Consider the following 23,266-nt stretch of genomic DNA (forward strand, 5'->3'; position numbering starts at 1 on the left):
CATCTCAGAAGAGGCTGCCCTGGGGCGTGGGCGGTGGTTGCTTCTTGAAATATTGGTACGTGCGGTGCGTGGCCATCCGGCCCCGCGGCGTACGCTGGAGGAAGCCTTCCTGCATCAGGAAGGGCTCGTACACGTCCTCAATGGTATCGCGCTGCTCGCCCACGCTGGCGGCGATGGTCTCCACGCCCACCGGGCCGCCGCCGAACTTGTCGAGGATGGTCAGCAGAATCTTGCGGTCCATGGAGTCCAGGCCGCTGGCGTCCACCCCGAGCCTGTCCAGCGACTTCTGCGCCAGCTCCAGGGTGATTCTGCCATTGCCTTCCACCTCCGCGAAATCACGCAGCCGGCGCAGCAGCCGGTTGGTGATGCGCGGCGTGCCCCGCGAGCGGCTGGCCACCTCGCGCGCGGCGTCCTTGTCCAGGGGAATGCCCAGGATGCGCGCGGAGCGGTGGAGGATGCTCTCCAGTGCCTTGGCGTCGTAGTACTCCAGCCGTTCCTGAATCTGGAAGCGGTCGCGCAGCGGCGAGGTGAGCAGGCCGGTGCGCGTGGTGGCGCCAATCAACGTGAAGGGCGGCAAATCAATCTTCATCGCCCGGGCGGCGGGCCCGGTGTCGATGGTGATGTCCAGCCGGAAGTCCTCCATGGCCGGGTAGAGGTATTCCTCCACGGCGGCGTTGAGGCGGTGGATTTCATCGATGAAGAGCACGTCGCGCGCGTCGAGGTTGGTGAGCAGGCCCGCGAGGTCCCCCTTGCGCTCCAGGGCGGGGCCGCTCGTGACGTGGATTCCCACGCCCAGCTCGTTCGCGATGATGTGCGCCAGCGACGTCTTGCCCAGGCCCGGCGGGCCGGAGAACAGGCAGTGGTCCAGGGCTTCACCCCGGCTGCGCGCGGCCTGCACGTAGACCTTGAGCTTTTCGACGACGGGCCCCTGGCCCACGTACTCGTCGAACGAGCGCGGACGCAGGGAAGCCTCGAGCCGGACGTCCTCGGGCAGGACGTCTTCCGAGAGTGTGTCGGACTTCCTCGCCATGACCATCCGGACCCTATACAGGAAGGCCGCGCGTGTCGCCGCACATCTGGCGGCGATACATCCCGTGGGCCGCCGGGCCCGCCAGCCAGGCGGGCGCGGGCAGGGGAAGGTGGGCCCCTCTCCCAGCGTTCCAGGCACAGCCCCCGCCGATACTCCGAGGCGATTGAAGTGCGCCTGCCGTGTGCGAAAGTCGAGCCTGGAGACCGCATGAACACGAGCCCTGCGTTTCGTCCCCTCCCCTCCCTGGCCGGTGCACGCGCCGAACCCGTGCCCGGGCTCCGGCTCCAGAAGCTCCGCCGGGCCGCGTTGGATGCGCGGGAGGCCTTCGTGAAGGAAGGCCCGGTGGCCGCGGTGGCCACCTGCGACCTCGTCACCTTCCCCTACCCCGCCCAGTTCGCCTTCAGCGGCGCGGCGTCGTCTCCGGCCCCCTATGTCATGCTGACGAACCGGATGCAGGTGGTGCAGTTCGTGGACCGGGAGGGCGCGCGGCGCACGCTGCTGTTCAACCCCTCCGACTACGAGCGCGGCGCCTCCGCCCCCTTCTACCGCGCGCTGCGCGAGCGCTACGGCGCCTTCGTCTCAGACAAGGTGATGTCCACGCGGCACGGCTCGGTGCAGAGCCACCTGGCCGCGCTGGGCCTCACCCCGGCGGATGTGGACTACCTGGCCTTCGACCACCTCCACATCCAGGACCTGCGCGGCTGGCTGGGCGGTGACGGCATGCCCGCGTACTTCCCCCGGGCCCGGCTGCTGGTGCAGCGCGCCGAATGGGAGGTGGCCCTGGAGCCGCACCCCATGCAGGCGGTGTGGCTCGTCCCGGGCGGCGCCGACATCCCGCGCGAGCGCGTGGTGCTGCTGGACGGTGACGTGTGGCTGGGCCAGGGCGCGGCGCTGCTCAGCACGCCCGGCCACACGCGCGGCAACATGTCGCTGGCGGTGGCCACCTCGCGCGAGGTGTTCGTCACCAGCGAGAATGGCGTGGCCACGGAGAGCTACACGCCGCTCCAGTCCGCCATCCCCGGCGTGCGCCGCTTCGCCGAGCACATGGGCTGGGAGGTCGTCCTCAACGGCAATACGCGCGAGGACTCCCTGGACCAGTACTCCTCCATGGTGGTGGAGAAGCTGTTCGCGGGCACGTCCTCCGTGGAGGGCGCGTTCATCAACTTCCACCCGTCCTCGCAGCTCACCGCGCACGTCATGGCGCCCGGCTTGTCGCCCACCATCGTCCTGCCCGCGCCCAACTTCGGCGACGTGCGGCCCACCCCCGCGTCACGGCGGGCCGCCTAGCGCTCAGCAGTCCCGGCTGAAGCAGAGCCACCAGGGGCGGAAGGGCACCGCGTACAGCTCCTGGTCCCTGTCTCCGTCCGACGCGGCGAAGAAGATGTTGAAGCCGGCGCGCACGAAGTTGAACGGGTTCGACGACGCAGCCCCCGGCGCGATGTCCAGCAGCCGGCTCGTCACCCAGGGGCGTCCGGCGCTGTACCAGACCTCGCGCCCGTGCCCCGCCGTCTCCGCGGAGAAGAACAACCAGCCGGACTCGGCCTTGAGCCCCGTGGGCACGCTGCCCACCGGCCCCGGCTCGATGTCGCGCACCATCATCGTGCCCTGCGCCGTGCCGTCGGTCCGCCACAGCTCGCGGCCGTGCACGCCGTCGTCCGCGGTGAAGTACAGCTCGCCCCCCAGCGCGACCAGCTCCTTGGGCATCGAGCCCTGGGGGCCGGGCCAGAGGTCCCCGACGAGCCTCGTGCCCTCCACCGAGCCGTCACTGCGCCACAGCTCGCCGCCGTGCACCGCGTCGCCTGGGTTGCCGTACCAGTCGCTCGCCCCCGCCAGGAAGTACAGCGTGTCATCCAGCGCGGCGAGGTACGCCGGGTAGTCACCTGGAAAGGTCCGCACCCGCTCGGCCGACGGCGGGGCCGTGCGCGCCACCCACAGCTCGGCCTGCTCCGTGCCCGGGTCCAACAGGAAGAACAGGTGCCGGCCCGCCGGCGTCAGCCCGAAAATCACCCCGGCGCCCTGCTGGGAGAACAGCCGCGTCGGCTGGCCCTGGAGGTCCACCCACCAGAGCACCGTCTCCGCGGCGTTGGCCGACACCAGCGCCAGGCCCTTGCTCCACGCCGTCAACTGGCTCAGGGCGAGCGAACCCGCGCCGGGCAGGAATTCGTGCACCCGCTCCGTGCCCTTCTCCGTGCCGTCGGTGCGCCACAGCTCGCGGCCGGACACCCCATCATCCGCCGTGAAGTAGAGGGCGCCGTCCACCTCGGTGAGGAACTCCGGCGCCGCGCCCACCGTCCCACGCCGCACGTCCCGCACCAGCACCGTGCCATCCGCCGTGCCGTCCGTGCGCCACAGCTCCGCGCCATGCACGCCGTCGTCCGCGACGAAGAAGACCCAGGGCCCCACCCGCGTCAGGTTCCGAGGCTGCGAACCCGCCGGCCCCGGCCTCAGGTCCTTCAGCCTCATCGTCTGCCGCGCCCCGTCGATGCTGGCCCACAGCTCGCGGCCGCTCACGCCGTCATCCGCGCTGAAGACGAGCACCTCGCCCGCCCGCGCCAGCTCCTGCGGCTGCGAACCCGTCAGTCCCGGCCGGATGTCACGCAGCCGCTGGGCCGTGTCGCTGCACACCGCCCAAGGCTGCGGAAACAGGACGGGCGCCTTGCGCCCCGACGACTCCGTCGACACGTCGACAGGTGCCTGCGACCCAGGGACGGCCCGCGCCCATTCCTCCCCCGCCTCACCTTCCACCAGCGGCTCACACCCCGCCGCTCCCCCGCCAAGCAGCAACAGCCCCACAGGAATGGCACGCCATGACGTCATGTATGCAACCCTCATCCTCGGCGCCGTGCCGGCCCTCGCCGCTGGAGCTGGAAAGTGTCACCCATGCCGGATGCTCCTACTCGGACTCGGGTAGGAAATCGCGTCTGCTGTCCGGCATCACGCGACGCCTGACGACTTCTGCAGACAGGGCAACACTGGGGCCTTCTGGCCCCAGCGCCTTTCAAGCTCTCAACGGAAGAGAGGACGGTACGGCCCAGCCGTTCTCCCGGATTTTGCCGTCACAGCGCCGTCACACCGGCGTGTCGTAGCGCTCAGCCGCCGGAGCGGAGCGCCTTGAGGGCCTCGCGGAACAGCGCCTGGAAGGTGGCCTCCGCCCCCAGCCGTTCGCCAGCCAGGTCCGCGGCCTTCTCCGCCTGGGGCTGCTTGTAGCCGAGGTTGAGCAGCGCGGAGACCAGGTCCGCATGGGCGCCGCTGACGGCGGCGGGCGCGGTGCCACGCGACACCGCTTCCAGGTGAATCGTCTTCACCTTGTCCTTGAGCTCCAGCACCAGCCGCTCGGCGGTCTTCTTCCCCACCCCGTGAATCTTCGCCAGCCGGGCCACCTCGCCCCGCGACAGCGCCGCCACCAGCTCCGGCACCTCCATGCCGGACAGCACCATCAACGACAGCCGGGGCCCCACCCGCGACACGCTGTTGAGCAGCAGGAACACCTCTTCCTCGCCCTTCGTCAGGAAGCCGAAGAGGTCGAAGGCGTCCTCGCGCACCACGGTGCGCACGCGCACCTCCACCGGCTGTCCCTCCGCCGGCAGCTTCCCCAGCGTCAGTGAGGAGAAGTTCACCCGGTAGCCCACGCCGCCCACGTCGATGGTGGCGTCCTCCAGGTCCTTCTCCAGCACCGTCCCACGCAACCGCGAAATCATCTCGCCTCCGGACGCCGGTACGCGGGCGCCAGCCGGTCCGCCAACAGCGCCGCCGCGCCCTTGCGCTTCTTGCCCGACGCGGACGCCGCCGGTACCGCGGCCCGCCCATGGTTGAGGTGGCACAGCGCCACCGCCAGCGCATCACTCGCGTCCGCGCGCTCCAGCACCGACGCCTCCAGTTCCAGGAAGGTCCGCACCATCCGCGCCACCGCGTCCTTCCCGTCCGCGCCGCCCGCCCCCACCGCCTTCTTCACCTTCGCCGGCGCGTATTCGAAGACGGGCAACCCCGCCTGCGCCGCCGCCAGCAGCGCGACGCCGCGCGCATGCCCCAGCACCAGCGCGCTGCGTGCGTTGCGGAAGGTGAACACGCCTTCCACCGCCACCGCGGCCGGGCGGTATTTCACCAGGGCCGCCGTCAGCGCGCCGTGCAAGTCCCGCAGGCGGTCCGACAACGGCAGCGCCGGGTCGCCCTTGATGACGCCGTGGCCCACGTGCACCAGCCGGCCCCGCTTCTCCTCCACCACCCCGAAGCCCATGAACCGGCTTCCCGGGTCAACGCCAAGCACGCGCACGTTCCACTCCGTTCCAGGACTCCGCTACTGCAACAACGAATCCAGCATCGCGTCTTCGATTTCGTAGTTCCCGTGCACGTTCTGCACGTCGTCGTTCTCCTCGAGCGCGTCCAGCAGCTTCAGGAGCTTCTTCGCCGTGTCCACGTCCAGCGCGACGGTGTTCTGGGGGAGGAACACCCACCGCTGCTGCCCCAGCGGCAGGCCCGACTCCTGGAGCCGTCCCGCCACCGTGTGCAGGTCCGCCGCCGCGGTGCGCACCTCGGAGCCTTCGTCCCCCAGCATGATGACGTCCTCGGCGCCCGCGTCGATGGCCTGCTCCATCAACTGGTCCTCGGAGGGGCCGTACTTCACGCTGATGACGCCCTTCTTCTGGAACATCCAGGCCACCGCGCCCTCGGCGCCCAGGTTGCCCCCGTACGCGTTGAAGGTGGAGCGCATGTCGGCCGCGGTCCGGTTGCGGTTGTCGGTGAGGCACTCCACCAGGATGGCGACACCGCCGGGGCCGTAGCCCTCGTACGTCACCTCCTCGTAGTTCTCTCCCTCCAACTCGCCCGTGCCCTTCTTGACGGCGCGCTCGATGGTGTCCTTCGGGATGTTGGCCTCGCGGGCCGCGGCCAGCGCGACGCGCAGGCGGGCATTGCCGGAGGGCTCACCGCCACCGAGCCGCGCGGCGACAGTGATTTCCTTGATGACCTTGGAGTACAGCTTCCCCTTGGTCGCGCCCATCGCGGCCTTCTGGCGCTTGATCTTCGACCACCGATTGTGACCGGACATGGTGGGTGTGCCTCAGCGGGCGCCCAGCGGATGGAGCACCCCGCGCCGGGCCTTGTCCCCTACCGGGGGCCGCCGAGTCAAACCCTTCAAACGCCCGCGTCGTCGGACCGGACAGCCCCCGCCAGGTCCTCCGCGCCACTCGACGCGCCGGGGACCTTCTTGGGGAAGTCCAGGATGACGGGAGGCTGCGCGTCTCCGACCAGGGTGAAGGATGCGGAGGACCCATCCCCACCGCAGGCAGCGGGGGCCGTCTCCTGAGCATCCACCGGCACGGCGTCCACGGAGGGCTCGGGCTCGAAGAAGCCGGGCACCGTGGCGCCACAGCGCGCCCGCTCGCGTTCCTCCAGCAGGCACGCGGGCACCAGGATGCCCAGCGCGAACAGCCGCGTGGACGCCTCGTACGCCACCGCCTCCGGGAACTGGCACTCCAGCAACATGGCGCGCAGCGTCCGGCGCCCGTCGAAGAGGCGCACCACTTCGCCCACGTCCTCCGGCAACGACGCCAGCATCTCCGCCAGCCGGGCGAAGTCCACCGTCAGCCGCGACGCCAGCGGCAGGCCTCGGGCACGCAGCGCGTCGAAGCGCTCCAGGCCCTGCAGCACCGTCTCGCACAGGTAAGGGCGGTCCATGGTGAACGAGCCCTTGTGCAGCTCGGGCCCCAGCACCACCGAGTAGTCCCCCGCGCCGAAGCAGAGCATCCGCCGGAAGGCCAGGCTGCCGCGCTCGCCATTGAAGACGGCGTCCACCACCAGGCCGTGCCGGAAGGCGAACCAGCCCTGGCCCTCCGCCATCACCACGCGGCCAGAGCGGACGCCCGCCAGCAGCGCTCGCGCCACGTCCGTCAGCGGCAGCCGCTGCGTGTCCGACTCGAAGGCCGCGTCACCGCTGCACCGGCCCGCCTTGAGCCGGGCCAGCGCCACCACGTCTCGCGCGTCCACGGGATGGGCCAGATAGTCGTCCGCGCCCACGCCGCCCGCCAGGTCCCGGTGGAATTCCTCTTCACGCCGGGCCAGCAACAGCACCGGCAGGTGCGCCGTGCGCGCGTCCGCGCGAACCTGGCCACACAGGCTGAAGCCGTCCCCGTCCTGGAGCTCCACCTCGGTGACGACCAACTGCGGCGCCGTGCCGCCTTCCACCAGCGACGCCAGCGCGGCCTGCGCGCCCGCGACCAGCAGGACCTCGAAGCCCGCCTCCGCCAGCGCAGCGGCCAGCACGGCCTGCGCGCCCGGCGCCGAATCCACCAGCAACACCCGAGGCCGGCCCCGTGACGCACGGCGACGCGCACCCGCCTCCGCCAGGGCTTCCGGTCCGGCATACGTGGAAGGTTGTGGGAGCGCGGTAGCCATGAATTACGAAATCTTCGCGCTAAGCCGGACAAATACGCAAGGTGCAGACAAGCCCCTGGAATCGTTGGGTTTCCGCCCGCCACGGTGCGGGGTAGGGTGTCCACATGATGCGTCCCGGCTGCTTCGGCCCTCTCGTGTCCGCGCTGTTGCTCGTCTCCCTGGAGTCCGCCGCCCAGGCGCCGGCCCCTGGCCCCGCCGACGAAACGCCACGCGTCACGACGTTTGACACAGCGCTTCTGCGCGGCACGAGCGAGGACCCGCTGGGCGCGGTGCTGGCACCGGTGACGCTGCCGGACGGAGCCACGGCGCTCTATGGCTTCGTGGGCGCGCCGGAGATTGGCGTGGGTTTCCGGCAAGGCATCTCCGGCTTCGAGTTGGAGGCGCGCGCGCGGCTCCAGTGGTTCCAGCTCTCCGCCTCGCTGGAGCTCGCGGTGCGGCGCAAGGTGCTGGAGCAAGGCATCCTGTCCCTGGCGCCCACGCTGGGCCTGGGCGTGGTGCTGAACTCGGGTGCCACGTACATGGATGACCGGAACTACTCCGGCGTGCTGTTCCGCGTATCGCCCGGGCTGGTGGCGGGCTGGCGCGTCGCGGACACGGTGTCCGTGCTGGGACTGTTGGACGTGCCGGTGGACATCGGCCTGTCCAATGGCCAGTCGCGGCGCATCCAGGCGCTCGGCGGAGGCGGCGTGGAGGTGTACCTGGGCAGCAACCTGTCGGCGCTGGCGGCGGGCCAGCTCGGCGTGGAGTCCTTCCAGGAGCGCTCGGGTGAAAGCCACACGCGCCTGGGCTACAGCGTACGGCTGGGCCTGGGCGCCCGGCTCTTCTGACTCACGTCAGTCCGAAGCGCTCCAGCTTCTTGAGCAGGCCCTGTCGCGACAGGCCCAGCGCCTCCGCCGTGTGCGTGCGGTTGCCGTTCAGGCGCCGCAGGGCCTCCTCGATTTCACGCCGCTCCAGCGCTTCCACCTTCTGCGCCAGCGTGGTGGTGCCCGGAGTACTGGAGGGCCGTAGCCGCTCGGTGCCGGTGAAGGACAAATCCTCGGGTTGGATTTCGCGCCGCTCCCCCGCCAGCACGGTGGCACGCTGCATCTCATGGCGCAGCTCGCGCAGATTCCCCGGCCACGCATGGGCCAGCAGGGCCTCCGCCGCGGCGTCCGACAACAGCCGGGCGCGGCCGTCCGGGCACAGGTGCGCGCACTGGTTGAGGAAGTGCTTGGCCAGCAGCGGCAGGTCCACGGGGCGCTCTCGCAACGGCGGCAGGCGGATTTCAACGCCCTTCACGCGCCAGTAGAGGTCCTCGCGGAAGGAGCCCTCGTGAAGCATGCGGCCCAAGTCCTGGTGGGTGGCGGAGATGAGCCGCACGTCCACCTGGACAGGCCGGTCCGCGCCCACCGGCAGGATGTCGCCCGTCTCCAACGCGCGCAGCACCTTCACCTGGAGGGACGGCGACATGTCGCCCAGTTCGTCCAGGAAGAGCGTGCCTCCGTCCGCCTCCGCGAAGAGGCCACGGTGGTCCTTCGTCGCCCCAGTGAAGCTGCCCTTCACGTGGCCAAACAGGGCGCTCTCCAGCAATGACTCTGGAAGCGCGCCGCAGTTGATGGGGACGAAGGGCCCGTCGTGGCGGCGGCTCTTGAGGTGGACGGTGCGCGCGAGCAGCTCCTTCCCCGTCCCATTCTCCCCGGTGACGAGCACTGGCAGCTCACTGGCCGCCACGCGCTCCGCCAGGGACGTGGCCGCCAGGAAGGATGCGCTCTGCCCCACCAGCGAGACACCGCCCGCCGCGCGCGTCAGCGAGCTGCGCAGCGTCTCCACCTGCCGCTCCAACGTCACCCGCGCGAGCGCCCGCTGCACCACCACCAGCAGCACGTCCGGGTCCACCGGCTTGGTGAGGAAGTCGTACGCACCCAGGCGCACCGCCTCCAACGTGTGCCGCGTATCCCCTGCCCCGGACACGACGATGACCTTCGTCCCGGGCTTCGCGCTCAGCAGCGCCGCGAGCCCTTCCAGCCCCGCGGAGACACTCCCGTCGGGAGGCAGCATCAAGTCGAGCAGCACCAGGGGGAAGTCGCGTGCGTCGAAGGCGGCGCGAGCGGAAGGACGCTCCGCGGCTTCCACCACCTCGTAGCCCGCCTCGCGCAGCAGTCCGCCGTAGACTTTGCGGAACGCGGCGTCGTCATCCACGAGCAGCAACGGGTGCGGTGCGGACATGCGTGTGGCCTCCATCTCAGTCCGGAAGCGGCGCCTGGCGTGGCGTCCCCATCAACTCCAGGGTGCGCAGGGCCACCTGGATGAGCGTCTGGGCACACGGCTCGCATCCACCACCACAGCACCGAGGCCAGCGGCCTTCCGGGTTGCGCAGCAGCGGGCGCACACACGACTGGTAATAGCTGGGGAAGCCGAGCTCCTCGCTGGCGCGAACCAGCGCGGCTTCGAACGGAGGTGGCGCGGATGGGGTGACGTCGGACACGGGGCCGTTTTAGCAGCCACCGTGTCCGCTGCCCACTCGCCCGCGCCACCCGCTTGGACTCAGGGTGTCACGAGCATCCGGGAGCCCACACGGCCATCGTTGGCGGGCGTCAGGTCCGGCGCGCTGCCCGCACTCGCGTGCGCGCCCACGTACCAGACATCCCCGCTGCTCACGTTGGCCAGCGACGACACCGCCAACGTCTGGCATTGATTCCGGGAGAGCGTCACGCTCGTCTGCCCGACACGGACGTCACTTGAGGCGTCGAGTCGTGAATCCCGGGACAGGTAGGCCCTCACCGTAGCGGAGCCTGACAGCGTGCCGTGATTGCAGACCCTCACCGACGTCGTGTACGCGCCTCCGGTACGGACACTTTCGGGGGCGCTCACGGCGGTAACGGTGAAGTCACTTCGATTGCCGACGCCCATGGGCACTGAGAACGAGAGCGCACGCCGCTGCGCCTCCGTCATCGCATCCGCCCAGTGCCCCAGCCGCGTAACGACGCGGTAGGCCCCGTCCAAGGGGACGCTGGCCGAACCCGACAACGTCACCTGCGCACAATCCCCCTGCGCCAGATTGGGAGGCGCCCCTCGCGCCGGCAAGTGGGTGACAGGGAAGCCATCCGCCGTCTCCAACGCGAGGTGAATCAGTGTGTTGGACGGCGCATAGGGACTCCGGTTGCACACCGTCGCCACCGCGCTGACGACCTCACCCTGCCGGACGGCAGTGGGCGCTTGGACTCCGGTGATGACGTAGCCTGTGAACAACGTCACCCGGAACGCCTCACCCTCCGCCAGGTTATTGGATTCCACCACCTCCTGGATGGCATTCCTTTCGTCCACGATGCCCCTGAGGCGCCAGCCCCCCACGAACTGTGGCGCCATCATCTGCACGTCCAGTTCGGCGCACGCGCCCGAAGCCAGGGAGTCAATGGGCACGGTCGGCCCCACGACGACCGACTCAGAGCCCACGTCCTCCTCCGGAACGATGAAGGTCGCCAGGGACGCTCGCGGGGAGCGGTCATTGCCCAGATTGCAAACCGTCACTGCGGCGGCCACTGGGACGGAGGGCCAGGTCACCGAGACGTCCGGCGTCAGCCGCGTCACCACCAGGTCCGGGCCAAGACCAATCCCCACCATGGGGCCGACGAGCGCGTTGTCCTCCAGGTTCAGTTCCCCCCCTTGCGGCGCGATGAGCTCCACGCGCGCCTTCACATGGACCTCTCCCCCAAGCCCCTGAGTGGGAACCGTCCCCACCACGGGAACCACGGCGCACCCCTTCCCCAGTGCGGCGAAGGTCCTCATTCCGACATGCGTGCCCACGTCCGGGTCCTGGCTGTCCTCCGACAACAGGACATGAACGCGCAGTTCACTGGCGGCAATGCTGCCGGTGTTGCAGACGGTGACCTCCGTGGTGAACGTGGTCCCCGGAGCGAGCCCGTTCCTTTCCGGCGCGATACGAGTGACCGCGAGCTCCGCCAGGTCTCCCACGCGAACGTCCACGGCCCTGACGTTGTTGTCCGTGTGGGCCTCGGTCGCCACGCCCTCCGGGTCCACCGTGGCCACCAACTGCCATGCGCGAGGCGCATTTCCGACCGAGCCCAATGACTCCTCCCACTCGGCGCACTGATTCGCGGCCAGAGCGGGAACGCCTCGGGACGAGACACGCAGGACGCCTTCGGCCAAGGGGCCGTTGGCTTTCAACTGGAAACGCACGCCGGTGGCCGGCGCGGGCGCGGTGCCCTGGTTGCACACGGTGATTCGAACCGGCAGCGGCCCGCTGCGCGACTCCACCGGCGGCGCCGTCAACGCGGCGACGGTGTAGTCCGGCAGCGAGCCCACCACCAGCGTGGACACCGGGCTGGAGTTGTTGCCGTCATCATCCTCGGAGTGCTCGTTCAGCGGATCCGCGATGGCCGCCAGGTACCAGCGCCCCGGCTGAGGCACCCAGCCCTCCAACGCAATGGCCACACACCGCCCGGCCGGAACGGAGAAGCCATGCCGCGAAGCCAGCTCGATGTCCGCCGAATCGACGAGCGCGTCGGGGGACAGGTAGAGGGCCACCGACGTCGCCCAACTCATCCTGCCCCGATTGCAGACACGGACCAAGGCCGTGAACTCCGCATTCGGGAGCACCACGGAAGGCAGCACGACCGACTCCACGACGAAGTCCGTTCCGCTGCCTTCGACATACACCTGCGAGGCAGGTCCGACGTTGTTCGTCTCGTCGTACTCGCGAACCTCGCCCCTGGTGCTGGCGACCGCCGCCAGATGGAAGGCGCCCACCCCCTGGAGGACCGCCGGGATGGCGTGCTCCGCGCACTGGCCGGGCGCCAGGATGCCCAGGGACACCTCCCCGAGCAAGGGGTCCGAGGGCGTCACTTGGACGTCGCGCGACGCATGCAACGTCACCTGCGCGGGCGCGGGCCCGCGGCCTTCGTTACACACCCGCACCGATGCCGTGAAGGACTGCCCCGGTTCGAGCGGGGACGGCGCACGCACGGCCTCCGTCACGAGGTCCGCGAGCCCGTCCTCCACGGAGACAGGATGGCTGACGCGCTCGTTGTTGTGCTCGTTGAACTCCAGCACCGTGTCGTTGGGGTCCACACTGGCGACGACGTACGTCGTGGGCCACGACGGTTCGTAGTCATGGAGCGGCAGCGACAACGCCACACGCTTGCAGGTGCCAGGTGACAGGGACACGGAGGCCGTCGCCGCGAACCCGCGGTCCAGCCTCAGCTCCGGAAGCATGTGGACGTTGAGTCCCACCAGCGCGTTGCTGACGGAGGAGGTGCCCTGGTTGCACACCGTCGCCTCCACCGGGAGCAACGCGTCCGGCCGCGCAACGGCGGGCGCCTCAACCACGCTGATGACCAGGTCCGGCCTGAAGCCGATGCCCAGGGGACGCCCGGCGCTGGCATTGTTGGCCGTACTGGCTTCCTCCCCCCACCCCTGCGCATCCACCACGGCACCGAGGTACCAGAGGCCTTCTCGTGAAGGCATGGCCTGGATGGACAACTCGCGCAGGACACAGGCACCGGGAGACAACCCCGTCACGGTCTGCGTGCCCGCGACCTGGGCATCGTCCCGGGAGATGACCGCGTCCAGGGAGAGGTAGGGCGTGAGCGACGCACTTCCGGAAGCCGTGCCCTGGTTGCAGACCGTCACCTGTGCCTGGAACGTGTCGCCGAACGCCACGCTCCCGGGCGCCACCACCGTGGAGATGACGAAGTCGGGAAGCGAGGCGAACCGCACGGGCACGCCGTCGTGCGCATTGTTCGCCTCCGACAGCTCGGCCACCTGGGCATTCCGGTCAACCAGCGCACCCACAAACCACGTTCCCGCCCGCTGCGAATCCCGGGGGACGGTGACCGGGAGCGTGGCGCACTGCCCCTGCCCCAGCGCCCCGGTCGGCACGGAGCCGACGTAGCGGTCCTCGACGGAGGGGCTCGAATCCCGAGACACGAACACCGTCACATCCGACTGCCCCTCCACGGTGCCCTGATTGCACACCGTGACGTCCACCTGGAACGCGTCATCAGGCCGCACGCCCGTGGGCGCATGAACCGACGCGACGACGAAGTCCGGCAGGTGCCCGACGCGCACGGGGAGCACGGGCCCCGTGTTGTTCTCAGCCGCGATGTCCTGCATGCCAGGGACGGGTTTGAGCTCGGACGACAGGAACCAGAGGCCCTCGCCCTGGCTCGCGGTCAAAGTGCTGACCAGGGTGGCGCACCTTCCCGGGAGCAGGTGCGGAACATCCAACTCCCACGATGGAGCGCCGCGCGAGGCCCCCGCACCGCTCCGAGCGAAATAACCGCTCACCACACCGTAGGTGGTCTCCTGGTTGCCCTGGTTGCACACCAGGGTCGCCACCTGGAACGACGCGCCAGGAAGGACGCCAGGCGGCGCGTCCATGCGGCGGATGACGAGGTCCGGCCCCGAGCCGATGCTCACGGGAACCACCGGGCTCCCATTGTTCGTCTCTGACAATTCGGCCCGCGCCTGCCCCACGTCCGCGAGCGCCCCGACGTAACGAACGCCCCAAAACAGCGAGGGCGGCCCCGTGACAAGTGAGACCTCCGCCGAGGCGCAACGACCCGGGTTCAACGTGCCGAAGCTCCACGTCTGCAGCAGGGCGTCCTCGGCCGTGACGTTCTCGTCGGCCGACAGATAGAAGGACACGTCCACGGTCTCCGCAGTGGCGCCCACGTTGCACACCTCGACGAGGGCGGGAAGCGACATCCCGGGCTCCATGCTCGGAGGCACAGACAACCGGGTGACGACGAAGTCGGGCAGCAATCCGATGCCCACCGGGACACCGATGCTCGTGTTGTTGTCCCTTCGCAGCTCGGGCGCCGCTCCATATGGATCCACCACCGCGCCCACGTGCCAGACTCCAGTCGAAGGAACCCAGAGGCTCACGGGCACGTCCACCGTGGTGCACGCCCCAGCCGCCAGTGGCCCCAGGGGCACCGCGCTCAGGGGCATGTCCGCGGCGGTGATGGTCGCATCCTTGGACAGCACGAACGCCAGCTCCGCCTCCCCGGCCACCGTCCCCACGTTGCACACCTGCACGGCGATGGTGGCGACATCCGCCGACGCGGCCACGGTGACAGGCACATGCACACTCCCCAGCGTGAAGTCCGGCAACGCGCCTACGCCCAGGCGGGCCGTGCGGACGTTGTCGTCTTCGTGCAGTTCCGCCGTGGCCCCCTCTGGGTTCGCCACCGCGCTCACGGTGTACATGCCGTCGAACGACACCCCCGTGAGGACCTGCACGCTCATGGCGGTGCACTGTCCAGGCGCAAGGGACTCTGTCATCGCCTCGCCCAGGGTGTGCTGGGGCGGGGCATAGAAGGGGGACCAGTCACGAACCAGTCTCACGGACGTGGCTCCTGCTGCGGTCCCAGAGTTGCACACCGTCACTTGCGCTGAGAACGGTTGGTCCGGAAGAACCGAGGAAGGCACGTCGAGCGCCGTGACGGAGAAGTCAGGTACCAGGCCGACGTTCAAGGGGCGGGCATCGAAGTTGTCGTCCCAGTGGAGTTCCTGCTCCGCCCCGTGGGCAACCACCGCAGCACCCCAGAACCAGCGGCCATCTGGGAGTTCCCACCCGGGCGTGTAGTTGGCCACTGGGACGTCGACGACCTGGCATTGCCCCGGCGCAAGCTCGTCGAAGTACTGCCACCCCTTCAAGGTGTCAGCGCTTGGGGAAATGACGGCATCCGCCGACAGGAAGACGCGGACCTCACCAGGAGCAGTCAGCGTCCCTGCGTTGCAGACCCGAACCTTCGTGGTGAACGGAACATGCGAGGGCTGGACGGACGGCAGCTCCACGATGTCGACGGTGAAGTCCGGGCCCAGGCCCACGGCCAAGGGCCCTCCCGCCAACGCGTTGTTGTCTTCCCGGGGCTCCATCTGGAGGTCCAGTGAATCCACCAGCACGCCCAGCTCTCCCTGAGTGGCCGCGGACGGAGCCATTAGTGAGACATCCCGAGTGACGCACTGGCCCCGCTCCAGGGTGCCCACCGGCATTCCACCGAGCGGCAGGTCCGTCCGGGAGATGCGCGTGGACTGAGACAGCACGAAAGCCACGTCCGTCGAACCCCGGGCCGCGCCCTGATTGCACACCGTCACCTTCGCCGTGAAGGCGGCGCCAGGCGCCACTGCCTTGGGCGCGGACACGGACGTCACGGCGAAGTCGGCCACACGCCCGAGCGAAACCTGGCCTCCCGCCAGGACGTTGTTGTCCTCGCGCTGTTCGTTGCGCAGGTATGGATCGCCAAACGGGTCCACGATGGCGCCCACGGTGAAGACACCGGGCCACAGCGAGCCCGCGTGCGACGGCACCTTGACGGGCACGCACTGCCCCGCCTGGATGAGCCCGGTCTCCGCCCAGCCTGCGAAGAGGTCTCGGACGGAGACCTCGGCATCCTGGGACAGGACGACCATCACGTCCGTACGCCCATCCCGGAGCCCCTGGTTGCACACCGTCACGTCCGCGAAGAAGCCCTGTCCTGGGGAGACACCCGCGGGGGCCACGACGGACGTCACCGTGAAGTCAGGCCGTTCTCCCACCCCCACGTGCACCAGCGGGGAGGTGTTGTTCTCCTCGACCCCATCCCCCGTCCAGACGTGCGCATCCAGCAGCAATCCCATCACGTGGTTGAGTGGGAGTTGCACTGGCACTTCGAGCCGAAGACACGCGCCTGGCGCGATGGAGGGCAAGAACGCGAGTTCCATCGTTCCACCCCACGGCGTGGTGGACGTCCACTGAGAGCGAATCGCGATGCTGGTGTCGGGTGACGCCTCGTTGCCTTGGTTGCACACCGTCGCCCGGACCAGGAACTGGGAGCGCTCGTGGACACTGACAGGCGCCTCCAGGGAAGTAACGGAGAGGTCATGGCCACGCCCCAAGAGCACGCGCCTGCCGACGTACGTGTTGTCATCCTCGTTCAGCTCCGCCCAGAGCTCGCCAGCATCCGCGAACGCCACCAGGTACCGGAGCCCGGACAGGGTGTCATCTGCATGGACCGACACCGGCTCCGTCGCGCATTGCCCGGGCGCCAGGAAGCCGAATCCCAGGCTGCCCGCGCTCGGCTCGGGGAGGAGGAGCTCTTCGTCCGCGGACCAGTAGAGGCCCACGTCCACGGGCGCTCCCACGGTGCCGTGATTGCACACCGTCACACGAGCCGTGCCGTCGGACTCCCACGGAGCGAGCGCCCCGGGCGCTTCGATGGCGACGACCCGGAAGTCCGGCGCATCCCCCACCAGGAGCCGGGTCCCCGGCCCCACGTTGTTGTCCTCAAAGGCCTCCTCCACACGCGACCACGGCGCGTCCACGACGGCGCCCACGTGCCAGGTCCCGTCGACGATTCCAGGAGCCGACGCCTCCACCCGCACCCGAGCACACTGCCCCGCCGCCAGCGGCGCCACCTGCGCATCACCGATGACCAGGTCTTCGGCCACCACCACGGGATGGGCGGACAGCAAGAGCGCTACCTCGAATGGTGTCAGCGTGGGCCGAGTCCCCTGGTTGCACACCGTGACCTCCGCATTGAACGGCAGGGTGCCCGTCACGCTCGAAGGCACGTCCACCCGCGTGACGATGAGGTCTGGCAGCTCCGCGAACGTCAGTCGCCCACCCACCCAGAGGTTGTTGCCAGGAACCAGGTCGGCAGGCTCCCCGGGATAGGCATCCACCAGGGCGCCCACGTGGACAGGCGGGACAAGGTCCGGGAACATGGCTTGAAGCTCCACGTCCTCACACTCATCGGGAAAGAGGAAGAGGCCGCTCGTCGAGGTCTCGACCCTGTCATCCGCCGTGAGGACGGCATCCTCCGAAAGAAGGAGGTCGACGGTGCCATTGGCCACGAGCGTGCCGCGGTTGCACACCGTCACCGTCGCGAGGATGGGCTGCCTTGATTCGATGACGGCCGGCGCACGCAGGGCAGTGATGACGTAGTCGGGCCCGTTCCCCACGCCCAGGGTTTCCCCCTGGAACAGGTTGTTCGCCTCGTCGGCTTCTTCCACCTCGCCATCCGCGTCCACGACGGCGGCCACGTAATGAGCCCCCACCAGCGCCGCGTCCACCTCCACCCAGTCCCAGACTTCCGCACAGAGCGACGCGCCCAGTCCATTCACGCCCAGCCGCACCAGTTTGGGGTCCGACGACGTGAAGTCGCGGTCCACGGAGAGGCGAACCTCCACCTGGAAGGGACCCGCCGGAAATGGCGCGCGGTTGCACACCTCGACCGTGACGGCGATGTCGTCACCCACGCGCGCGGAGGACGGCACCAACAGTCGGCGCACCACGAGGTCGGGAAGCACACCTGGCGCGAGTGCTGACACCGCTCTCTCCGACTCCGCGGGCATGCGCGAAACGGACACGTCCTGTGGACCACACGCGCTCAGCGACACTTGCAGCGCGAGCCCCAAAAGCCACGCAAACCTTGACGGCATCACTCCCCCTCCACGTCCGAGGCGGACCTGGACTCCTGGCTTCAGCGCCCCTGACAGCTTGGGCTGCGCTTTAGCAAACATCCCCGATGGTTGAGGAGGTGGACCATGACGAATACACACGGAGGTCAGGACAGACATCGGTGTCAGGCGGCACCCGTGCATGACAACTCCTTGAGAACTGGAACGTCTGTCTGGAGTTACGGGATTCGAGTCCTGAAAAAGCCCCCGCCGCGAATCACAGCAGCGAGGACTGCGCGGGGACTTCGGGAGCGCTCATCAGGGGCTGACAGGTGGCACACCAGTATGTGTTCCGCCCGCCGATGCGTTGATGGGAGACCGGCGTGGCACAGCGCGGGCACGGCGCTCCCGCGCGGCCGAACACGTTGCGCCGGTGCTTCGCCTGGCCTTGAACGCCGAAGAGGTCTCGCTGGGTGCCGCGCAAACGGAGCCCTTCATCGAGCACCGCCTGGATGGCGCGGTCCAGCCGCACCACCTCATCGGCCGAGAGGGACGACGCCAACCGGCGTGGCTCAATCCCCGCCTGCCACAGACTCTCGTCCGCATCCCGGTTGCCGAGCCCCGCCACCACCCGCTGGTTGAGGAGCACCGTCTTGAGGGGACTTTTCCGCCGCCGCAGTTGACGCGCCAGCACCGCTGGGGTGAACCCCGCTCCCAGCGCCTCCGGCCCGAGTTCGTCCAGCTTCAGGCGCGCGGCCAGCTCATCGGAATGCGCCAGGGCGATGCGCGCGTAGCCCAGCGAGTCCGTGAACTGCAACTCCTCGCCGCCCTCCAGCTCGAGCACCACCAGTGTCGAAGACGGGCGCTCACTCCCCTTGGGGCGCAGCGCCAGCTCACCAAAGAGCATGAAGTGCAGCGCGAGCGTCGTCCCGTCATCAAGCGCGAGCAAGATGAACTTGGCCCTTCGGTTCGCGGCGGTGACCTGCCGCCCCTTCAACGCTTCGATGAAGTCCGGCGGCGACGGGAAGCGAACGACGGCGGGCACCAGGACCTCCGCCGCCACGAAGCGGCGGCCCACGACGGCTTGCCGCAAGTCCTGGGTGATGATTTCGACTTCAGGCACCTCTGCCACGCGGACGTCTCCTCCGCACATGCATGGTGCTGGCGCCCGGCGTCGTGCCACGAAGACGCCCACCCGCCACGGCGCCTGGCTGCCTTCCGAGCGGAGCGCGTGACGCTGCACCCCAGGGCCGTCCGCCGACGGACGCGCCCCTGGGGCTCAGGCGCGGACTTCCACATCGCGGACGTCGCGAGATACCTCCCGCACCTCGACCTTCACATCCAGGAACTGGGCGATGGTGTGGAGCTGCGTCTCGGCGTGTCCGTCCAGCGGCAGCGTGCGGAACGTGCCACCCTTCGATAGGGCCAGGAGGAGCAGCAGCTGGTCACACAGGTGCTCGCCCACCGGCACGCCCGCATCAAGGTAGCGCTTCACCTCTTCAGCGACCTGCTCGGCCACGACCTCCGCCCGCTTCCCGCGCTCACCGAAGCCGGTGAAGACCTCCGTCACGTGATCGCTCTCCACCTCGGCGACCAGCACGTTGCCGGGCCCCAGCGGACGTTTCAGCTCCTCCGTCCGGAGTTCATCGGGCCGCCACTTCAGCGCCGCCCCCGCCGTGCCCAGCTCGCGCTGCGCCACGTCGAACGGAATCATCGCAATCACGGCCTTCAGGTCGCGACGGACCACGCGCCCCCGCTCCAGCAGGTGCAGCGGCTTCAGCGGCGCGGGTCGCACGTCGACCCGGAACCGCCCGCCCCCGGCCGGGAAGAAACCGGCACGCTCCAGGGTCGCCTCCACGGACGGCCCCATGCGACGGACCAGCGGCAGATACGCCCGCTGGAGGAAGTCGAACGGTGGTGCCATGGGGTTGTGCGTCCCCCCCTCCAACATCAGCGTGGAAGGCCCGTCCGCCAGGAGCAGCGCCGGAAGCACCGTCTGGAGCACCAGCGTCGCGCTGCCCGCGGTGCCTACCGCGAAGTGGTAGTTCCCCGCGGCCAGGGCACTCGGCCGGAAGGTCAGCTCGCGAGAGCCGAGCTCCGCGCCCGACACCTCCGCGGCCCCCACGGCCTCCGCGGCCTTCACCGACGTCAGGTGCTGGCGCAGCAGGCCCGGCTTCTTCCGGCCCGCGCGGATGTTCTGGATGGTGAAGGGCTTGCCCGTCACCAGCGACAGCGCCAGCGAGGTGCGCAGCACCTGCCCCCCACCCTCTCCCAATGAACCATCGATGCGCACCATGACGATTTCCTCCTTGCTGCTCGCGACTCACGAACCACCCGGCACGCACTGACACCACCGTGAAAATAGCGGCGCCCGCGTCCCCATCCTGGCGGCCTTTCGGCCTCTTGGGGAGCGCGGGCGCCTCGGTGTCTTCATCCCGGCATGGTCACCTCTGGGTTTCTAGCCCTTCACGCACACGACCTGCTTCAAGGTATGGACCACTTCCACCAGGTCCGCCTGCGCCGCCATCACCGCATCAATGGGCTTGTACGCAGCCGGCGTCTCGTCGATGACGTCCACGTCCTTGCGGCACTCCACGCCGGCGGTCGCCTTCACGTGGTCCTCGACCGTGAAGCGCCGCTTCGCCGCCTCACGCGACATCACCCGGCCCGCGCCGTGGCTGCAGGAGTGGAAGCTGTCCGCGTTCCCCTTCCCGCGGACGATGAACGAACGCGCCCCCATGCTTCCGGGGATGATGCCGAGGTCGCCCTCGCGCGCCCGCACCGCCCCCTTGCGCGTCACGAAGCAGTTCTTTCCGAAGTGGTGCTCACGCGCGATGTAGTTGTGGTGGCAGTTCACCGCCGCGTCCTTCAGCTCGAACGGAGGCAGCTCACCGCTCAACTGCAGCGCATCCACCGCCTCTTGCAGCATCAGCGCGCGGTTCGTCGCGGCGAAGTCCTGCGCCCAGCTCACCGCGAAGACGTAGTCCTCGAAGTGCTCCGTCCCTTCCGCCAGATACGCCAGGTCCCCGTCCGGCAGGTTGATGAACCAGCGGCGCATGTCCTCCTTCGCCAGCTCGATGAAGTAGCTTCCGATGCGGTTCCCCACGCCGCGCGAACCGGAGTGCAACATCAGCCACACGCCATCCGACTCATCGAGGCACAGCTCGATGAAGTGGTTCCCCGTTCCCAGCGTCCCCAGGTGCGACAGCTCCGGCCCACGGCCGATGCGCGGATGCTTCCCGACGATGCGGTCGTACCCCTCCACCAACCGCGCCCACTCCTTCTGGTGCCGTGCGGGCGCCACACGCCACGCGCCCACGTCGTTGCGGCCACCATTGTCGGAGCGGCCATGTGGCACCGCCCGCTCAATCGCCGAGCGCACCCCACGCAGCGAGTCCGGGAGCTGGTCCGCCCGCAGCGTCGTGCGAACGGCGATCATCCCGCAACCGATGTCCACGCCCACCGCCGCCGGCACCACCGCCCCTACCGTGGGGACCACGCTTCCCACCGTCGCGCCGTAGCCGCGGTGCACGTCCGGCATCACCGAGACCCACTTATGGATGAAGGGGAGGCCACGCAGGTTGCGGAGCTGCTTCTTCGCCTCGTCCTCGAACGGCACACCCACCGTCCACGCCTTGATGGGGCGGCCCGCCTCGTCCGACAGCACCTCGTAGTTCCCGTTGATGCGGCTCATCGTCTCCACCTTTCAGTCGTCCGCCGGGCGCCGTGTCCCGGTCACGGAGGAGGCCTAGAGCAGCCGGCGTGCCAACACGGCTCCCGAGGGACGCCCTCCAAGCGAGCTGGCATTCCCTATCTGGCTGGATAAAGTCCTATCCCCATGGCGAAATCGCGCGCGCGCAAGACGGTGGTCCTGGGGATGCTCGGGACGACACTGGACAACGGGCAGGGGCCACAGCGCTGGACGCGGTGGCGGCCCACGGTGGCGCTGTGCCAGCAGGAGGACCTGTTGGTGCACCGGCTGGAGCTGTTGCATCCGCCGAACGCGACCTCGCTCGCGACCACACTGGTGGGGGACATCCGCCAGGTGTCACCGGAGACGGAGGTGCGGGGCAGGCCCCTGGACATCCAGAACCCGTGGGACTTGGAGGAGACCTACGGCGCGCTGCTCGACTACGTGCGCGGCTATGCCTTCAACCCCGAGGCGGAGGACTACCTGGTCCACATCACCACGGGCACGCACATCGCGCAGATCTGCATGTTCCTGCTGGTGGAGAGCCGGCTCATCCCCGGCAAGCTGGTCCAGGTATCACCCGACCCCAGGGACCGCGCGGGGGCGGGCACGCACACCCTCATCGACCTGGACCTTTCCCAGTACGACACCCTGGCCGCGCGCTTCCGGCAGGAACAACGCGAAGGCCTGGCCTTCCTCAAGTCCGGCATCGACACCCGCAACGCAGCGTTCAACCGCCTCATCGAGCGCATCGAACAGGTGGCCGTCCAGTCCCGCGCGCCTCTGCTCATCACCGGTCCCACCGGCGCGGGCAAGTCGCAGCTCGCGCGGCGCATCTACGCGCTGAAGAAGTCGCGGCGCGGGGTGGCGGGCCCCTTCGTGGACCTCAACTGCGCCACGCTCCGGGGCGACGGCGCCATGTCCGCCCTCTTCGGCCACGTGAAGGGCGCCTTCACGGGCGCGCTGAGCGACAGGCCCGGTCTGCTGCGGCAGGCGAATGGCGGGGTGCTGTTCCTGGACGAAATCGGTGAACTGGGCGCGGACGAGCAGGCCATGTTGCTGCGCGCACTGGAGGACAAACGCTTCCTGCCAGTGGGCGCGGACCGCGAAGTGGAGAGTGACTTCCAGCTCATCGCCGGCACCAACCGGGACCTCCAAGTCGAGGTCGAGCGCGGGCGCTTCCGGGAGGACCTGCTCGCGCGCATCAACCTGTGGACCTTCCGGCTGCCCGCGTTGCGCGAGCGTCCGGAGGACATCCCACCCAACCTGCTCTTCGAACTGGACCAGTCCTCCGAGGCCGTGGGCACGCGCGTCACCATGAACAAGGAGGCGCAGGAGCGATTCCTGGACTTCGCCACGTCCTCCGAGGCGCGATGGGCGGGCAACTTCCGCGACCTCAACGCGGCGGTGCTGCGCATGGCCACGCTGGCGGCGGGCGGACGGATTACTCGGGACGTGGTGGACGAGGAGCTCGAACGGCTGCGCGAGCAGTGGCGGCCCTCCGGAGCGAAGGCGGCGGTCGTCGCCGGGGACCTGGTCGCGGAGGTGCTGGGGGAGAACCTCGCCAGCGAGCTGGACCGCTTCGACCGGGTCCAGCTCGCGGACGTGCTGAGCGTCTGCCGGGCATCACGCTCGTTGTCGGACGCGGGCCGCGTGCTGTTCGCTCAGTCACGCGCCCAGAAGAAGAGCGTCAACGACGCGGACCGGCTGAAGAAGTACCTGGCCCGCTTCGGCCTCACGTGGGCGGACGTCAGCGGGCGAGGCGCGTAGGC

General features: G+C 69.4%; 15 protein-coding genes. 3 read left to right on the plus strand and 12 right to left on the minus strand.

Annotated elements, in window-relative coordinates; genetic code table 11:
- Nucleotides 1-4 precede the first annotated feature (4 nt).
- Entirely contained in the window at nucleotides 5-1,036 is a 1,032-nt protein-coding gene (ruvB, locus tag OZ403_RS26265) for a Holliday junction branch migration DNA helicase RuvB (protein WP_011554947.1), read from the minus strand.
- A gap of 201 nt (nucleotides 1,037-1,237) precedes the next feature.
- Between ruvB and OZ403_RS26270 the strand changes: the two genes are divergently transcribed.
- On the plus strand, nucleotides 1,238-2,317 hold the full coding sequence (locus OZ403_RS26270) for a hypothetical protein (protein WP_140794051.1): 1,080 nt from the start codon (nucleotides 1,238-1,240) through the stop codon (nucleotides 2,315-2,317).
- 3 nt (nucleotides 2,318-2,320) lie between these two features.
- Here the strand turns inward: OZ403_RS26270 and OZ403_RS26275 are convergent, their stop codons facing one another.
- The 5 genes from OZ403_RS26275 to OZ403_RS26295 form a co-directional block, all read right to left on the minus strand.
- Nucleotides 2,321-3,847: an ELWxxDGT repeat protein gene (locus OZ403_RS26275; RefSeq protein WP_268782066.1), complete on the minus strand. Its 1,527-nt coding sequence runs from the start codon at nucleotides 3,845-3,847 to the stop codon at nucleotides 2,321-2,323.
- Nucleotides 3,848-4,119: 272 nt separating this feature from the next.
- Nucleotides 4,120-4,728 carry a Holliday junction branch migration protein RuvA gene (ruvA, locus tag OZ403_RS26280; RefSeq protein WP_140794055.1) on the minus strand — a complete coding sequence of 203 codons (609 nt, stop codon included), beginning with the start codon at nucleotides 4,726-4,728 and terminating at the stop codon, nucleotides 4,120-4,122.
- The gene (ruvC, locus tag OZ403_RS26285) at nucleotides 4,725-5,300 is read right to left on the minus strand and encodes a crossover junction endodeoxyribonuclease RuvC (RefSeq protein ID WP_140794057.1); all 576 of its coding nucleotides are present in this window, start codon (nucleotides 5,298-5,300) and stop codon (nucleotides 4,725-4,727) included. Before ruvC ends, ruvA begins: the two co-directional genes overlap by 4 nt.
- A 24-nt stretch (nucleotides 5,301-5,324) precedes the next feature.
- On the minus strand, nucleotides 5,325-6,074 hold the full coding sequence (locus tag OZ403_RS26290; RefSeq protein ID WP_140799371.1) for a YebC/PmpR family DNA-binding transcriptional regulator: 750 nt from the start codon (nucleotides 6,072-6,074) through the stop codon (nucleotides 5,325-5,327).
- An 86-nt stretch (nucleotides 6,075-6,160) separates the two neighbouring features.
- Nucleotides 6,161-7,420 carry a response regulator gene (locus OZ403_RS26295; protein ID WP_140794061.1) on the minus strand — a complete coding sequence of 420 codons (1,260 nt, stop codon included), beginning with the start codon at nucleotides 7,418-7,420 and terminating at the stop codon, nucleotides 6,161-6,163.
- A gap of 104 nt (nucleotides 7,421-7,524) precedes the next feature.
- Between OZ403_RS26295 and OZ403_RS26300 the strand changes: the two genes are divergently transcribed.
- A complete protein-coding gene (locus OZ403_RS26300) occupies nucleotides 7,525-8,247 on the plus strand; it encodes a hypothetical protein (RefSeq protein WP_140799372.1) in 723 nt (240 codons plus the stop codon).
- Nucleotide 8,248: 1 nt separating this feature from the next.
- On the opposite strand, the gene OZ403_RS26305 is transcribed toward OZ403_RS26300, so the two are convergent.
- The 6 genes from OZ403_RS26305 to OZ403_RS26330 form a co-directional block, all read right to left on the minus strand.
- Complete coding sequence (locus tag OZ403_RS26305; protein WP_268782067.1) at nucleotides 8,249-9,625, minus strand: sigma-54-dependent transcriptional regulator; 1,377 nt, start codon at nucleotides 9,623-9,625, stop codon at nucleotides 8,249-8,251.
- Between the two features lie 16 nt (nucleotides 9,626-9,641).
- Nucleotides 9,642-9,884, minus strand: coding sequence for a hypothetical protein (locus OZ403_RS26310; protein ID WP_140794067.1), 243 nt, complete (start codon nucleotides 9,882-9,884; stop codon nucleotides 9,642-9,644).
- Between the two features lie 59 nt (nucleotides 9,885-9,943).
- Nucleotides 9,944-17,734: a CARDB domain-containing protein gene (locus tag OZ403_RS26315; protein WP_268782068.1), complete on the minus strand. Its 7,791-nt coding sequence runs from the start codon at nucleotides 17,732-17,734 to the stop codon at nucleotides 9,944-9,946.
- Between the two features lie 346 nt (nucleotides 17,735-18,080).
- Nucleotides 18,081-18,935, minus strand: a complete 855-nt coding sequence (gene mutM / locus OZ403_RS26320) for a bifunctional DNA-formamidopyrimidine glycosylase/DNA-(apurinic or apyrimidinic site) lyase (RefSeq protein WP_268782069.1) — start codon at nucleotides 18,933-18,935, stop codon at nucleotides 18,081-18,083.
- Between the two features lie 147 nt (nucleotides 18,936-19,082).
- Nucleotides 19,083-20,099 (minus strand): RNA 3'-terminal phosphate cyclase, encoded by a 1,017-nt coding sequence (gene rtcA, locus OZ403_RS26325; RefSeq protein ID WP_268782070.1) that lies wholly within the window; start codon nucleotides 20,097-20,099, stop codon nucleotides 19,083-19,085.
- 162 nt (nucleotides 20,100-20,261) lie between these two features.
- Nucleotides 20,262-21,497, minus strand: a complete 1,236-nt coding sequence (locus tag OZ403_RS26330; protein ID WP_011554960.1) for an RtcB family protein — start codon at nucleotides 21,495-21,497, stop codon at nucleotides 20,262-20,264.
- Nucleotides 21,498-21,641: 144 nt separating this feature from the next.
- Here OZ403_RS26330 and rtcR point away from each other — a divergent pair, with 144 nt between their 5' ends.
- Complete coding sequence (gene rtcR / locus OZ403_RS26335; protein WP_268782071.1) at nucleotides 21,642-23,264, plus strand: RNA repair transcriptional activator RtcR; 1,623 nt, start codon at nucleotides 21,642-21,644, stop codon at nucleotides 23,262-23,264.
- Nucleotides 23,265-23,266: the final 2 nt, after the last annotated feature.

The sequence above is a fragment of the Myxococcus sp. NMCA1 genome, assembly GCF_026810205.1.
GTDB classification, from domain to species: domain Bacteria; phylum Myxococcota; class Myxococcia; order Myxococcales; family Myxococcaceae; genus Myxococcus; species Myxococcus xanthus_A.